Source organism: Clostridium senegalense (assembly GCF_018916625.1).
Classification (GTDB): Bacteria; Bacillota; Clostridia; order Clostridiales; family Clostridiaceae; genus Clostridium_J; species Clostridium_J senegalense.
In genome coordinates this window covers 140,394-156,553 of the sequence record NZ_JAHLNC010000002.1, presented here as the reverse complement: position 1 = coordinate 156,553, position 16,160 = coordinate 140,394, and the positions used below count along the sequence as shown (strand labels likewise).

Below are 16,160 nucleotides of genomic sequence, written 5' to 3'. Positions count from 1 at the left end.
AAATCACCTCTCGAATTGAATTGATTTTTAATGTAGAAAAAAGTCTATTAAAAATATTATAGCAAGGACTATTATACTATAAATAAATTTAAATTTATATATAATAAGATTTTAAATTTAAAATAAAAAATTTAAAATTTTGTAATACTCTTGAGAAAAGTATTAGTAAAGGTTAAAATTATACCGTGATAAATTATTTGAATTTAGAAAAAACTAATATTAAAAAATAGATGTGTTGTACATAAAAATAGAACAGTGAAGATGGCTTAGAGGAGGATATTATGAAAAAAGTGAAATTTATTTATAATCCGTATTCTGGTGAAAATTCTATATTGGAAGAATTGGATACAGTTATTAGGATACATCAACAATATGGATTTGTCGTTGAGCCATATAGGATAGGAAGGGAAGAGCCTATATCTCAAGCTTTTGCTAATATAGATGAAAGTTTTGATTATATATTAATAGCTGGTGGAGATGGAACTATAGATTCTGTAGTGAATCAAATAAAAAAGAGAGATATTGATTTGCCAATAGGAGTGTTACCAGTTGGGACAGCTAATGATTTTGCAAAAAATATTGTAGGAATGCCAGAAGATGTTGAAAAATCTTTATATCAAATACTAAATAGTAAAGAAAAATATTTGGATTTAGGAAAGGTAAATGATAAGTATTTTGTTAATGTAGCAAGTACGGGGATTTTTACAGATGTGTCGCAAAAGACTGATTTACATTTAAAAAATACCATGGGAAAAATGGCTTACTATATAAAGGGATTAGAAGAAATACCTAATATAAGAAAATTAGGGGTAAAAGTTGAGTCATCAAATGTTACTTTTGATGGAACAATGTATTTAATGCTTATATTTAATGGTAAGACCGCAGGAAATTTAAGATTAGCACAATCCTCAGAAGCAGATGATGGTCTTTTAGATGTGATTATAATAAAAAGTGATATAATGAAAAATGCATTAAATAATTTGCTTATTATGCTTAAAAAAAGAGGGATATATGAAATGGATGGAGTAATGTGCTTTAAAACAGATGAATTAACAGTACATTGTGAAGAAGATATAGCTACAGATATAGATGGTGAGCCAGGTCCACAATTTCCACTAAGAATAACTTGTGAAAAAAAAGCAATTAAAGTGCTAGGTTATGCTTATGAAATATAGAAAAGCATCTCAAAATTAATTAGTAATTTTGAGATGCTTTTAATTTTTAAAATGATATAAATTGATTAGATTATATAAGTTGTCATAAGTAAATATTAATTTCAATATAATTTATTAAAGAAATATAATTGCAAAATCAAAAGAATTTTAAATTAATTAGTTTATTTATTAAGAATATAAGAAAAAATTAAAAGTGATTTTTATAAAATAAATGAAGTTAGTTAGGGGGAGAATATGGATTATATTTACTTAGGATTATTATTTACTATGATTTTATTGATTTATGATGGTATAACAACATCCGTATGTTATGCACCTAAAAAAATAAAATATATAACGTTATGTGCACTTATATTAGTTTTGTTAAGATATATATCATTGATAGTACTTTTTGTAAATGAAAGACCATTATATTTATATATGTTAAAACCTATAATGTTTTTAGAAATTATATATATACCAATAATTGGATTTGTGACTATATATATGGTATCAAGAAATGAAAAAATTAAATTAAGCTATTTCTATATATTATTGATTATTTTTACAGGCACTTATCTTTATATAACAATAAAATCACCAATAAACACAAATATATCCGATATATATGGGTATATAATAACATTGAAGAAAGATTATGGTTTATATATAATTTTATCTATTATAAATACAATATATTTAATTGTATCAATAAAAGCTTATAGTTTTAAATATTCTAATAAAATAGGGATAATTTTTAGTATGATATCATCATTGACTATGATACTTACAATACTGATAAGTTTATTAGGAAGTCTTTTCTTTGGAGTGAAATTAATAGGGGAACTATTTTGGGTAATAACTTTAGTATATTCTTTATCTAAGTTTAAGAAAAAAGTTAAGATAAGTTATAAAAAATAAAAACTGGATTTACCAGTTTTTATTTTTTATATACCTTTTTATTTGATTTTTTTGAAAGAGAATTTTTACTATTGTTTTTCTTTCCTTTAGCCTTTTTATCAGTTTTTGAACTCTTTTCAATTTTTGCTACATTTTTATTTTTACCTTGATATCCCTTACGTTTAATTGGTCTAGGACCTATAATACAATCTTGAGTAAATCCAATTAAATCTTCTCTATTAGCTTTAATAAGTGCAGATTTAACTATACTATGATTATCAGGGTTTTCAAATTGTAATAATGCTCTTTGCATATTTTTTTCTTTTTGAGCCTTTGGGACATATACATTTTCCTCTGTTATAGGATTTATACCAGTGTAATAAATTGTAGTTGAAAGACTACCTGGAGTAGGATAAAAATCCTGTACTTGTTCTGGCATGTGTCCCATAGTTTTAATATATTGTGCAAGAGCTATAGCTTCATTTAGTGTACTACCTGGATGACTAGACATTAAATATGGAACAACAAATTGTTTTTTGCCTAATTTAGTATTTATATCGTTATATTTTTTCCTGAATTTATCATAAACTTCTTGTTTAGGTTTTCCCATTTGAGCTAATACTTTGTCACTTATATGCTCAGGAGCAACTTTTAATTGACCACTTATGTGATGCTCACAAAGTTCATGGAAAAATTTTGTGTTTTTATCTTCAATTAAATAATCATAACGTATTCCAGAACGTATAAATACTTTTTTTACTTTAGGTAAGTTTCTTACTTTTTTCAATAAACTAAGATATTCAGTATGGTCTACAATTAAATTTTTACAAGGTGTAGGGAACATACATTGCCTATCTTTGCAGACACCATGTTTAATTTGCTTTTTACAAGCTCTATGTCTAAAGTTAGCTGTAGGACCACCAACATCATGTATATAACCTTTAAAATCTTTATCTTCAGTTAGTGTTTTAGCTTCTTTAATTATAGATTCTTGACTTCTGTTTTGGATTACTCTCCCTTGATGATATGTTAGTGCACAAAAAGAACAACTTCCAAAACATCCTCTATGACTTGTTATTGAGAATTTAACTTCATTTAAAGCTGGAATACCTCCCATAGGTTCGTATATAGGATGATATGTTCTTGTATAAGGGAGATTATAAACCTTATCCATCTCATCTTCACTTAATGGTTTTTGTGGTGGATTTTGAACTACATATTTATCTTGGCAAGGTTCAATTATAGTCTTTCCCCACACATAATCTTGTTCCTTAGAGTAAAGTTTATAGCTTTTAGCATAAGATTTTTTGTTTGTTGAAACATCTTCAAAAGAAGGCAACATTATATAATCATTAAGATGATCAATGCTTTTAGAAACATAACAAGTTCCTCGAACATGAGTTAATCTTTCAATTGAGCTTCCATAACTTAAAAATTTGGCAACTTCTATTATTGGATTTTCACCCATTCCATATATTAATAAATCCGCTTTAGAATCTAGTAAAATACTTTTTCTAACTTTATCATCCCAATAATCATAATGAGAAAATCTTCTAAGACTTGCTTCTATACCACCAATTATTATAGGAACATGTTTATAGGCTTCTCTAGCTCTATTGGAATAAACAATTACAGCTCTATTAGGTCTATGCCCAGACTTACCACCAGGAGAATAAAAATCATCATTTCTTTTTTTCTTTGCAGCAGTATAGTGATTAACCATAGAATCAATGTTTCCTGAATTTATTAAAAATCCAAGTCTAGGTTCTCCTAATCTTTTAAAATCATCTACAGAATTCCAGTTAGGTTGAGCTATAACCCCTACAGTATAACCTTCTGATTCTAAAAGTCTTCCGATTATAGCTGTACCAAAAGAAGGGTGATCTATATATGCATCACCAGTAATTATTATAAAATCTAGTTGATCTATATTACGTTTTTTCATGTCATTTTTACTTATAGGTAAAAATTCATTGTTTAAAGTCATAAAATCCTCCAATCTAATTAGAATTCAAAAGTACAAACAATTTAGTTTGTTAAAATATTTAAGAAAAAAAGCTATTTCATATGTATTTATATAAATTCTAATTTTAAGTTCGGTACTTTAGAAAATATTACAAAAAATTGTATATGTAATTATTTTAAATGCATTATCAATATTAACATAACATAAAGAAAATATAAATAAAAATAATTTTTACTGTTTAGTATTTTAATAAAAAGGTGTTTTAAAATTATATGTAATTTTAAAACACCTTTTTATTAAAATATATTAGTTATTATTATATTTTATTTAACTTTTTCTTGAACATAATTAAGAATTAAATCTATAGTAGCTAATACTGAATCCATATGAGTTCTTTCATATCCGTGAGATGCAAATATTCCAGCGCCAATTAAAGCGGCTTTTATATCATATCCAGCTCTTAATGCAGCAGATGCATCAGATCCGTAAGATGGATATGTATCTATTCTGTAGTCTATATTGTTATTTTTGCAAAGATCAGTTAATCTTACTCTTAAGTCTAAATCGTATGGACCAGAGGAATCTTTTGCAGCTATACAACATGCAAATTCTGTAGAATTTTGATCAAGTCCTGGACAACCCATATCAACAGCGATAAATTCTTTTGTATTAGCTGGTATTCCAGCACAAGCACCATGACCAAGTTCTTCATAATTACTTATAAATACATTTATAGTATGAGGAAGTTCTATTTTATTTTCAACAATATATTTTAAAGTATATAGTAAAATTCCAACGCTAGCTTTGTCATCTAAATGTCTTGATTTTATAAAACCACTTTCAGTAAATCTAGTTCTTGTATCAAAGCAAATAAAATCTCCAACATTAATGCCTAGTTTTTCAACATCCTCTTTAGAAGAAACTTTTTCATCTATAACAACTTCGTAGTTTTCAGCAACTCTTTTAAGTTCTTTAGCATCTCCACCACTTATATGTACAGATGGTTTTATGGTTTGAATTGTTCCCTCAAAAGTTTTACCATAAACAGTTTCTATTGTGCAGTTTTCTCCTTCAATAGAATTCATCATGAACCCACCAAGTTGAGTTAAGGAAAGTGTACCAGTTCCTTTTATACCGCAAATCATTGCACCTAATGTATCGACGTGAGCAGATAATGTTTTTTGATAGTTATCATTTTTACCTTTTATAGTAGCAACTAAGGCTCCTTTATTTGTAAGTTTATATTTGATACCTAGTTTGTCCAATTCGTTAGCAATATAAGGCATGATTTTTTTTGAATAACCAGTTGGACTAGGAATTGTTAATATATTTTGTAAATATTCTTTAATTACATCTATGTTATGCATAATATCACCTCTTAGAATTAATATGAATATAAAAAATATTGTTAAGAAATTGTAAACATATTTTCTATTAATTTCAATATTAACATAAAATAAATTGAAAATCTAGTATTTTAAAAATATTGAGAAAATTTGTCTTTAATCTAAAATAATAAAAAGTATTATATAAATAAATTATTAATATAAATATATTAGTAACAGTAAAAATAGTGCTGTGGTCAATATTGTTTAATAAGGGAGAAATTTTAATGTTGAGTATGTTTAAGAAAAAATATTTATTAATAGCTGTAAGTATAATTATTATTACAATAGTTGCAATCAACATATATGTAAAAACATTTGAAAAAGTTGTATACCCCAATGTATATGTGGAGGATATATATATTGGAAAATTAAATGAAGAGGATGCAATAAAGAAAATACATATAAATTTTGAGAAAAAGATATTAGATAAAAATATAATTATTCAAGTTGAACAAGAAGAATTTAAAATAAGTTTTAAGGAATTAGGAATTGAATATGATATACAAAAAGCTGTAAAGGAAGCGATAAATTATAGCAAAGATTTAAATATTTTAAAAAAGTTTATAACTTTAATTAAAGGTGATAAAAATTACATTAATATTGATTTAAAGTATAATGAAAAGGCAGTAGATGGTATTATTTATTCAATAGAAAGTGATGTTAATATAAAACCATTAGACAGCGAAATAAAAATAGATTCTAATGGCGTCATACAAATAACTGAGGATGCTACAGGGATTAAGTTAGAAAGTGATATATTAAAAAAGGATATTTTAAAAGAAATAAAATCAAAAAAAGTAGAAGAAAAATCATATGTAGTTGGAAATTTAGTTATATGGTATCCTAAAAAAACTAAAGAAAAGTTAAAAACTATAAATAGAAATATAACTGAATTTTCAACTGAGTTTATGAATTCAGCATATAGTAGAAAAAAAAATATTAAATTGGCTACTGAAGCTATAAATGGTAAAGTGCTTATGCCAGAGGAAACATTTAGTTTTAATGATGTAGTTGGACCTAGAACAGCAAGTAAAGGATATGAAAGAGCTAATGTTATATCTGGTAATAGATATATAGAAGATATAGGTGGGGGAGTATGTCAGGTGTCTACAACATTATATAATGCTGTATTAAAATCTGATTTAGACGTTTTAGAAAGAAGAAATCACAGTTTACGAGTTAAATATGTTCCATTAGGATTGGATGCAATGGTAAGCTATGGTGCTTCGGACTTGAAATTTAAAAATACAACGGATTATCCTGTATATATTTATGGTGAAGCAAATGAAAATTATGTTACATTTAAAATATATTCTAATAATAGTTTGGCAAAAAAACACTTTGAAATTGAAACGAATATAGAGGATATAATTAAGCCTAAAAATTTTATTAAATATAATTCTAGTATGGCTAAAGGGGAGAGATATATAAAAAAAGCAGGTAAGCCAGGGTACAAAGTTAATAGTTATAAAAAAATATATGTAGATGGTAAATTTGTGGAAAAAAAACTTATATCTAAAGATATATATAAGCAAGTAGAAAATATAGTTATTGAAGGTAGATAAAAAAATATGAACTAAAAGTTAAATTTTTATTAAAAAACAATTTCTAAAAACTTATATATATGTTATAATTTATCATGTTATTTAAAATATTCAAAATTAAGCAAATAATTTGATAAAAAGGGGATAAGTTTTTATGATTATATTAGCAATAGTTACAGCAATATTAATAGCATTAGTTGGTGTACTTATAGTTTGTAAAATATCTATTGAATTAGATAAGAAAAAGGGAATACAATTTAAAACAAGAGATTTAGATTATATAGATGGGTTTGGAGAAATTCATAATAATGTTGAAACTACAATGACATTATACTTTACTAATTTTACATTGGATTTTAAGGGATTAGAGGATAAAAAAACTTCAATAAATGTTTTAAATGTAAGAGATATAAAAATTTATGATGAAAAAGAGGAATTAATATCTGATATAAAATATCATAAAATAAAAAGCACAAAAAAAATTCAAACTAATATGTTAACAAAGAAAAAACAAATAGTTATTAAAGTTTTTGATAAGGGAAAAGAATTTCATTTAATATTTAGTTCAAGCTTTCCAGAGCTGATAAAAGGAACTTTGGAAAAAGCCATAGAACAGGAAAAAAAACAATTAAAATCTAAAAATGAGGCGGCATCTCAATAGGGCAGTTTCATAATATATTGCTATAAGGAATAGGAAGAATCTTATTTCTTATTTTTTTTGAGTAAATATGCTAAAATAATAATAGTTAAAAATTTGAAAAAGAGGTGTTTATGTGGAAAAAATAGATATTATAGAAAAAATATTAACTAATGTGAATAAGGTTATTATAGGTAAAAATAATGAAATTTTAAATATAATTAAAGGAGTATTAGCAGATGGACATATTTTAATAGAAGATATTCCAGGGGTAGGAAAAACAACATTAATTAAAGCGCTAACTAAATCATTAGGAATGTCCTATAGTAGAATACAATTTACACCTGATTTATTGCCATCAGATATAATAGGTGTGTCTATATATAATAATAAGATAAATGATTTTGAATTTAAAAAAGGACTAGTTTTTTCAAACATAATATTAGGTGATGAGATTAATAGAACTACAGCAAAAACACAATCAGCTTTATTAGAAGCTATGGAAGAAAAACAAGTATCAGAAGGTAATATAACTTATAAATTGGAAGAACCATTTATAGTTATGGCTACAGAGAACCCTATAGAATATGAAGGGACATTTCCACTTCCAGAGGCGCAACTAGATAGGTTTATAATGAAGGTTAAAATAGGTTATCCTATGGAAAATGATGAAATTAATATATTGCAAACATATAAGACAAGCAATCCTTTAGATGATATAGAAAAAGTAGTTTCAAAGGAAGAAATACTTAAGCTTCAAGAAGATGTAAAAAATATAAAAATAAAAAATGAACTTAGTGAGTACATTGTTAAAATAGTATCGGCAACTAGATATAATAAGAATTTAACTTTAGGAGCTAGTGTAAGAGCATCATTGGCATTACAAAGGATTGCACAAGCCACTGCATTTATTAAGGGAAGAGGCTTTGTTATACCGGAAGATATAAAGGAGAATGCTAAACTTGTTTTATGTCATAGAATAGCACTCACATCTAATAGCAAAGCTAACAAAGTTACTGAGGAAAAAGTTATTGACGATATATTAGAATTAATTAAAGTTCCAAAGGTGATTAGTAATGGTTAAATTTAAAAAAAGATACATGATTTTTCTTATAATATCATTTATATTTGCTAAGATATTTGGTGGAACTCTACCTTATGGAATTTTTTATACTATAATATTGATTGGAATATTAGCATTAATATATATACCAATTTCAATAAAAAATATTGATGTTTTACTAAAAAAAGATTATGAGGAATTTGGAAAATGGAATGAAGAGGGATTAACATATGTTGGGGATAAATTTACAGTTAATTTAGTTGTAGAAAATAATAATGTTTTACCTATACCATATATAAATATTAGTAATCCTATATTTTCAAAAATTGAAAATAATTATAATGGTGATTTAATATATTTGAAATCTAAAGAGCGCTATTGGTTAAAAAAAGAAGTGATTTTTAAAAGGAGAGGAATATATGACTTTGAAACAACTACAATTAAAGTAAGTGATTGGTTTAATATAGTAACAATAAAAAAAGAAAAAAAACATTTTAAAAGCATTAATATATACCCTAAAATTTATAATATTTCAAATTTTACTGTGGATTTTAATAATAAATTAGAAAATTTAAGTAAAAAAATAATTAATGTTAAAGAAAGAGATATAGTTAGAGATGTAAGAGAATATAGAGTAGGGGATAATGTAAAAAATATACATTGGAAACTTAGTGCTAAACAAAATAGGTTATATGTAAAAAATTATGAAAAATTAACAGGGAGAAAAGCAAATATTATAGTTAATATGGAAAAAATTAAAGAGAGTCATACATATAATGAAGAAGATGAGGAATTAATGATAGATATAACATCATCATTAATATATAATTTTTTAAAAAAAGATATTAAAAGCAAAATCAATATTAAGAATTTTCAAAACGAGTCATTGAGTATATATAACTATGATGATTTTCAAGGGCTATTAGAGTATTTCCTAAGAAATGATAGTAATGGTCAAGGTGAATTTGATAAATTTGTAGAAAAAAATATAAAAAATGAAAAGAATAAATGTTCAAATATAGTAGTAACAATGTGCATAGATGAAGAGTTGAAAAATGTATTAATTAATATAGCAACATTAGGTTATTCTATAGCATTGTTACATTGTGATAAAAATTTATATGAAAATAAATTTTTGAAAGAATTAGAAAATTTTAATATAAAATGTTTTAATTTAAAGGATATAATAATAAATTAAAATTATTTTAAATTAAATAATTTATTTATGGTGTAAAAGTAGGTGTATCATGTGGAAAAATCTAATAGAGAGAAAAAATATAAAGAATATATATATGATATATTTTTAGTTGTTATAAATTTAATGGTTCCTATTGAGCTTATTAGAACTGGATATAGAATAAAGGATTTTGATTATAAATTTGTAATATTGATAATTATTTTCTCAATAATACTATATATTTTTTATTTTGAAAGTTATATAAAAAAATCATATAAACTCTTACCAATTCTAATGCTATTTCTTTTATTAACAGTTTTTTGTTTAAAAGACTTTCAACTGGTTATTCAATTTTTAGATAAAAATATAATATCAGCTGCAATTAAAATATGGCCTAAAATAATGAAGAATGCAGAAACAAATTTTAAAGACTATAAATGTATCTTATTAATAATTTTACCTATAATAATAATATTATTAATAAGACTAACTAAAAAGAAGAAAAAAATCATATTATTTATAAATTTTATATTTGTTATATTGTTTTGGTTTTTATATAACAAAGAAACATTAAAAATAATTAAAGTATATTTATTTATAAATCTTATATCCGTATTTATCATAAATCATTTAAATACAAGGAAAAACTTTATAAAGAAAAAAGTGAATATAAGAGATAGTAAAATATTATACTTAGTTTATGGTTGTGTTATATGTATTTTCACAGTAACGCTTGTAGATGTAATACCTAAAAATTATGAAGGAATAAGTGGAGATAAATACAGTAAAATCGTGAAAAACACCTTTAATGGAAATTTGTCAATAGCAATGTCTTTAAATAGTAGATATGATTTAATAAGTTCAGGCTATGATGAAAAAGATAAAAACTTAGGGGGACCTCTTAAAATTGATAAAACTCATGTTTTTGATGTAAAAGCTAGTGAGCCATATTATCTAAAAGGAAGTATAAAGGAAATATATAATGGTAAAAAATGGACAAGCAAATATGATGCCGATAGTTTTATCGAACTTAAAAAGGATCAACAGTATAATCCTATGAAATTTAAAAGGCAGGATTCACTTAATAATTTAAGTCTAAAAAGTATCCGTATAACCCCTAATAAAAACTTAAAGACTACAAGTTTTTTTATGGTAGAAAAAACCAGAAAAATAAGAGGGGATTTAGATAAAATATATTGCAACGAAATTCCTTTATTTTTAAGTTCTAAAAAAATAAATAATCCATATAATGTTATATTTTATACTAATCCTTTTGAAAAAGAAACTTTTAAAAGTGTAGAAGGATATAGTAATGAGGAATATGAGAGTTATAATATATTACCAAGAAAAAAATGGGTAGATGAAAGTATATTAAAAGTTGCATTAAGTTATGTAGATAGCAGTAAAGATTTACCAGGCAACTATATTATAGGTAATGATTATATTGATTATTTATCTATTCCATCTACAGTTCCAAAAGAGGTTTATGATTTAACAAATCAAATAATAGAAGGTAAATATTCTAATTCAGAAAAAATTTATGCTATAAAAGATTACTTAAATAAAAATTATCCTTATAGTTTAGATGTATCGAATATTCCTAAGGATGAAGAATTCGTGAATTACTTTTTATTTAAGGAACAAAAAGGATATTGCACATACTTTGCTACTACGACCACCATTATGTGTAGAATTGCTGGAATACCAGCAAGATATGTGGAAGGCTTCAAAATAGATGAAAAAAGTAAAAATAATAATGGAGAATATGAGGTGACTAACGGAGAAGCGCATGCATGGTGTGAAATTTTAAGTAATCCAAAAGACTATACATGGAAAATTGTAGACTCTACATCAACCCCAACAGAATGGGAAAGAAGCAAAGAAAAAGAAAAAGAAAAAAGTAAAATTGATATAGAGAGTAAAGATAACAATCAAAAAAATGTTGAAAGAATAGATAAAAATATTAGCACTATTGAAAGTTTAAAAACTGATTCGAAGAAAGTATATAATTTATATGATGAAAAAGTTGTGAAAAACATATTTCCTGTAATTTCAATATTACTTTATATTTTTATAAAAATTATTAAATATATCAAGTGGAAGAAATACATTTATTCCTGTGAAAGTATTATTCCACTATATAATTTTTATTTATTTAGACTTGGTTCAATTGGAGTAAAAAAACAGGATAATATTGGAGATTTAGAATTTATAAAATCTTTAAAGGATGATGAACTAAGAAAAAGGATGAATTTTTTAGTAAATGAAAGTTATAAAGAATTCTACGGTGAATTAAAATGTGAAAAAGTAAACAAAATAGAGTATATTAGATTTATAGAAAATTATATAAAAAATAGAGAAGGAAAAAGCCTATACTGGTTAAGAAGATATTTTTCAAAAATCTAATAAAATATTATTTGTAAAGTAGGTGCCACCTTAAGCTTTGTTGTTAAGGTGGTGTTTATATAATAGATGTTTTTTATATTGTATTTAGCAAGGGAGATGATTATGTGAAATATAAATTACTTTGTACAGATATGGATGGTACACTTTTAAATAATGATAAAATGGTAAGTGAAGGTACACTTGATGCTATAAAAAAAGCACATGATAAAGGAGCTAAAATTGCTATAACTACAGGAAGAATTTTTACATCGGCACGATATTATGGCCATTTGTTAGGTATAAAAGCACCAATAATAGCATCTAATGGAGCATATATCAGAGAAGGAGAAAATGTTATATATAAATGTGTTCTTGGAATTGATAATTGCATAGAAATTTTGAATATATTTAGAAAACATGATTTAGTACCGCATTTTTATACAGCAAATGGTATTTTTGCAGGAGATACAAAATATACTTCTAGATTTTATGCAAAGTCAAATCAGGTTGTTCCAGATGAATTTAAAATAAATATAAAAAAAGTAAGCCAGTGGATAGATATATTTGATAATTATGAGGAGGAAATCTTAAAAGCTGTTGCAATAGATGACGATCTTGAAAAGCTAAAAAAAGCAAAGGATGAAATAAGAAGTTTAGGAAAATATGAAGTTGTAAGCTCCTTTTCTAATAATTTTGAAGTTATGAATAAAAATGTATCTAAAGGCAGAGCTGTAGAAATGCTTACAAAACATTTTAATATAACTAAAGATGAAGTTATAGCAATTGGAGATAGTGAAAATGATTTATCCATGATAAGTTATGCTGGATTAGGTATTGCTATGGAGAATGGAGAAGATATAGTTAAAGATGTTGCAGCTTATATAACTGATAGTAATGATAATGAAGGAGTTAAAAAAGTTATAGAAAAATTTATATTAGAAGATGTGAATTAGAATATTATAGAGTTTTAAGTATAAATGAATTTAAATGGTAGACTGTTTTAACATATATGGCTATGAAAATGAAAAATTCATAGCCTTTATTTATTTAATTAATTGTATAAATTTATATAATTAATATTAGTTTATAAAGTTTAAATAACTTTATTCAAATATAATAAGAAGAAATACATACTATAAAAATCTTTCTAAAAAGCGTATAATTTATAGATGTATAATGGAATTTAAATAATTATCTAAATATGTGTGCTATTAAGTTATCATTAGTATATGTACTGTAGAGTTTGTTAAGTGGTAAACTTTACTATAGAATATATTATTTAATATGTTATAATATATTATTATTTTATTAAATGTAGAGAAGGCTAGTATAAATATTTAAAAATAAAGGAATAGTTATATTTTAATAACGGGTACAATTTATTATTAAAGTATTAAACTTTATTAATAAATAGAGATTTAGCTTGTTTCATCATACATGTAAGGGGTATAATTTTAATTATACTGTATTTTAGAAATTATATATTTTATTAGAATTATAAAAAGCAGAACCTAGTATGGAGTTTTATTGTAAAAGTTTTATTTTAGTGTTTATACTAGGTAAATTAGGGAGGAAAAAGTATGAATTTAAATATAGTATTGTTTCAACCTGAAATTCCTCAAAATACAGGAAACATAGGAAGAACTTGTGTACTTACAGATTGTAAATTACATCTTATAAAACCATTAGGATTTAGTTTAGATGAAAAAAGTTTAAAAAGAGCAGGATTAGATTATTGGCCATTATTAGATATAGAAATTCATGAGTCATATGAGGCTTTGAGGGAAAAATATAATAATGGTAATTTTTATTTTTGTACTACAAAAGCTACAAAATTTTATACTGATGTACAATTAAAACAAGGAGATTTTTTAGTTTTTGGAAGAGAGTCTAGTGGATTACCAGATTATATAAGAAATGAAAATGCAGATAACTTAATTAGGGTTCCAATGGTTGAAACTACTACAAGATCTTTAAATTTGTCAAATACTGTAGCAGTTATTGCATATGAAGGATTAAGACAAATCGGATTTAAAGGAATGAAGTAGGAGGGAGTTAAGATGAAAGAAAAAATAAAAATTATAACTGATTCTACTTGTGATATACCAAAGGAAATAGTAGAAAAATATGATATAGAGGTAATACCTCAAATAATTAATGTGGATGGACAATCATACTTAGATGGAGTGGAAATAACATTACCTACATTATTAGAAAAAATGGAAAAAAGCAATGAATTTCCTAAAACAGGTCAAATAAATCCACATAGATTTGTAGAAATATATGAAGGTTATTTAAAAGAAGGATACAAAATAGTAGCTATACACATGTCTTCGAAAATGAGTGGAACATATCAATCAGCATTAGTTGCCAAGGATTTATTAGAAACTGAAGATGTGTTTATTATAGATTCACAAGCAGTTTGTGCAGCGCTTGGAGTATTAGTATTAAAGGCGGCTATTTTAAGGGATAAAGGTTTAACGGCTAAGGAAATTTATGATGAAACTTTAGATACTGTAGATAAGGTTAGAAGTATAACATGTTTTCAATCATTAACTAACTTAATTAAAGGTGGAAGATTATCAAAAACAGCAGGAGCCATAGGAAGCTTTTTAGGAATAAAACTTTTATTGACTATAAAAGATGGTGAAATGACTGTTATGGAGAAAATAAGAGGAAATAAGAAAGTTCAAAGATCAATACTTGAATATCTGGAAAAATATGATCTTGATGAAGAATATCCTGTTATTGTTATAGAATCAGACTTCAAAGAAGAAAATGCTTCTATATATGATAGTTCAAAAGAATTTTTAGGTAGCAAAAATGCTAAAGTATATGAATGTCCACCAGGATGTTCTGTTGGGGTACATTCAGGAAACAATGTATTTGCAATATTTTTTATAGAGAAGTAATATATAAAATAATAGAGAATATATAAATAATAGAGATTTAGTAATCTCTATTTTTTTCTTTGAATTTATAAGTGAATGTTGAAAAAATGTTTCTATTTTTTAATTTGAATATTAACAAATTTTAGAACTATATAATCTAAGTAATAATATAATATTAGTAAAAAGGTATATATAAAGGTCATGTTATAAAAATAACAAGAACTATAAGGAATTTTAGAGAAATATAAAGAAAAATGTTAAAAAAATAGTGAAAAAAATAGATAAAACTGTAAATTATTTAAAAATTCTAAATTGTTTATAGGTATTTCAAATACAAAACATTCTAAAAATTATAGAAATTTATGTTGCGATGGTATATACTTAACTTGTAAGTTAAATTTCAAACAAATCTAAAAATTCAATAAATTATGGATGATATTTTCGAGAGATGATTTTATATATTTCAAAAAATAATATAAAGTAGCCGAAGAAGAAAGAATAAATTTTAGCCAAATTTAATTCGAAACTTTCAGGCAAAAGGATCGAAAATGGACATAACTCTGGAAAGCATGGGCACCGAAGGAGTAAAACTCTCAGGTTAAAAAGACAGGGCATAGGCAAGATTATATTTAATTTTGCATATGTCCTTTTATAGTTTAGGAGGTAATTAGGTGATAAAGCCATTATATATAGTTACAAACAATCCATTATCTAAAGAAAAATTTGAAAATAAATTTAAAATAATATATTTAGAAAAAAAAGCAGCTATAGATGTATTAAAAAAAGTTAGGGATGAGATACATTTAGGGCATGAACTTTTAACTCACCCATTGATGAGTAGTGTAAAGCCTAATGAAACTCCATATAGAACTGTTTGCTTATCAATAGAAAAAGGGTGTTTGGATATGCAATCACTAGATATAATTGAAGGAGCAATACACACAACAGAAAAGTTTTTAAGAGATTTCAAAACTCCAGATTGGAGTGAAAGAATATTACAAGATTTTCAGGTTATAGATTGCGATTTGATACATCACGCAATTGAATAAGGAGGG

The 16,160-nt window shown here is 24.8% G+C and carries 13 protein-coding genes and 1 riboswitch; of the genes, 11 read left to right on the top strand and 2 right to left on the bottom strand.

Going from position 1 to position 16,160, the window contains the following annotated elements:
* Nucleotides 1-281: 281 nt before the first annotated feature.
* Nucleotides 282-1,175, top strand: a complete 894-nt coding sequence (locus tag KQI36_RS05985; RefSeq protein WP_010294296.1) for a YegS/Rv2252/BmrU family lipid kinase — start codon at nucleotides 282-284, stop codon at nucleotides 1,173-1,175.
* 234 nt (nucleotides 1,176-1,409) lie between these two features.
* Nucleotides 1,410-2,075: a hypothetical protein gene (locus tag KQI36_RS05980; RefSeq protein WP_216450079.1), complete on the top strand. Its 666-nt coding sequence runs from the start codon at nucleotides 1,410-1,412 to the stop codon at nucleotides 2,073-2,075.
* Between the two features lie 19 nt (nucleotides 2,076-2,094).
* On the opposite strand, the gene KQI36_RS05975 is transcribed toward KQI36_RS05980, so the two are convergent.
* Both KQI36_RS05975 and KQI36_RS05970 read right to left on the bottom strand, forming a co-directional pair.
* Nucleotides 2,095-4,041: a YgiQ family radical SAM protein gene (locus KQI36_RS05975; protein ID WP_216450077.1), complete on the bottom strand. Its 1,947-nt coding sequence runs from the start codon at nucleotides 4,039-4,041 to the stop codon at nucleotides 2,095-2,097.
* Between the two features lie 302 nt (nucleotides 4,042-4,343).
* Nucleotides 4,344-5,387, bottom strand: a complete 1,044-nt coding sequence (locus KQI36_RS05970) for a M42 family metallopeptidase (protein WP_216450076.1) — start codon at nucleotides 5,385-5,387, stop codon at nucleotides 4,344-4,346.
* 245 nt (nucleotides 5,388-5,632) lie between these two features.
* Between KQI36_RS05970 and KQI36_RS05965 the strand changes: the two genes are divergently transcribed.
* The 9 genes from KQI36_RS05965 (at nucleotide 5,633) to KQI36_RS05925 (ending at nucleotide 16,154) form a co-directional block, all read left to right on the top strand.
* Nucleotides 5,633-6,973 (top strand): VanW family protein, encoded by a 1,341-nt coding sequence (locus KQI36_RS05965; protein WP_216450075.1) that lies wholly within the window; start codon nucleotides 5,633-5,635, stop codon nucleotides 6,971-6,973.
* 133 nt (nucleotides 6,974-7,106) lie between these two features.
* Nucleotides 7,107-7,613, top strand: a complete 507-nt coding sequence (locus KQI36_RS05960; protein ID WP_216450072.1) for a hypothetical protein — start codon at nucleotides 7,107-7,109, stop codon at nucleotides 7,611-7,613.
* Between the two features lie 112 nt (nucleotides 7,614-7,725).
* Nucleotides 7,726-8,673, top strand: a complete 948-nt coding sequence (locus KQI36_RS05955; RefSeq protein ID WP_216450071.1) for an AAA family ATPase — start codon at nucleotides 7,726-7,728, stop codon at nucleotides 8,671-8,673.
* Nucleotides 8,666-9,850: a DUF58 domain-containing protein gene (locus KQI36_RS05950; RefSeq protein ID WP_216450069.1), complete on the top strand. Its 1,185-nt coding sequence runs from the start codon at nucleotides 8,666-8,668 to the stop codon at nucleotides 9,848-9,850. The genes KQI36_RS05955 and KQI36_RS05950 overlap by 8 nt, the downstream gene beginning before the upstream one ends.
* A 51-nt stretch (nucleotides 9,851-9,901) precedes the next feature.
* Entirely contained in the window at nucleotides 9,902-12,235 is a 2,334-nt protein-coding gene (locus KQI36_RS17915; RefSeq protein ID WP_216450063.1) for a transglutaminase-like domain-containing protein, read from the top strand.
* 104 nt (nucleotides 12,236-12,339) lie between these two features.
* On the top strand, nucleotides 12,340-13,167 hold the full coding sequence (locus tag KQI36_RS05940; protein ID WP_216450062.1) for a Cof-type HAD-IIB family hydrolase: 828 nt from the start codon (nucleotides 12,340-12,342) through the stop codon (nucleotides 13,165-13,167).
* Nucleotides 13,168-13,794: 627 nt separating this feature from the next.
* The gene (locus KQI36_RS05935; protein ID WP_216450061.1) at nucleotides 13,795-14,262 is read left to right on the top strand and encodes a tRNA (cytidine(34)-2'-O)-methyltransferase; all 468 of its coding nucleotides are present in this window, start codon (nucleotides 13,795-13,797) and stop codon (nucleotides 14,260-14,262) included.
* A 12-nt stretch (nucleotides 14,263-14,274) separates the two neighbouring features.
* Nucleotides 14,275-15,126 (top strand): DegV family protein, encoded by an 852-nt coding sequence (locus KQI36_RS05930; RefSeq protein WP_010294277.1) that lies wholly within the window; start codon nucleotides 14,275-14,277, stop codon nucleotides 15,124-15,126.
* 411 nt (nucleotides 15,127-15,537) lie between these two features.
* Nucleotides 15,538-15,660, top strand: a riboswitch (glycine riboswitch).
* 116 nt (nucleotides 15,661-15,776) lie between these two features.
* Nucleotides 15,777-16,154: a GrdX family protein gene (locus KQI36_RS05925; RefSeq protein WP_216450060.1), complete on the top strand. Its 378-nt coding sequence runs from the start codon at nucleotides 15,777-15,779 to the stop codon at nucleotides 16,152-16,154.
* Nucleotides 16,155-16,160 lie beyond the last annotated feature (6 nt).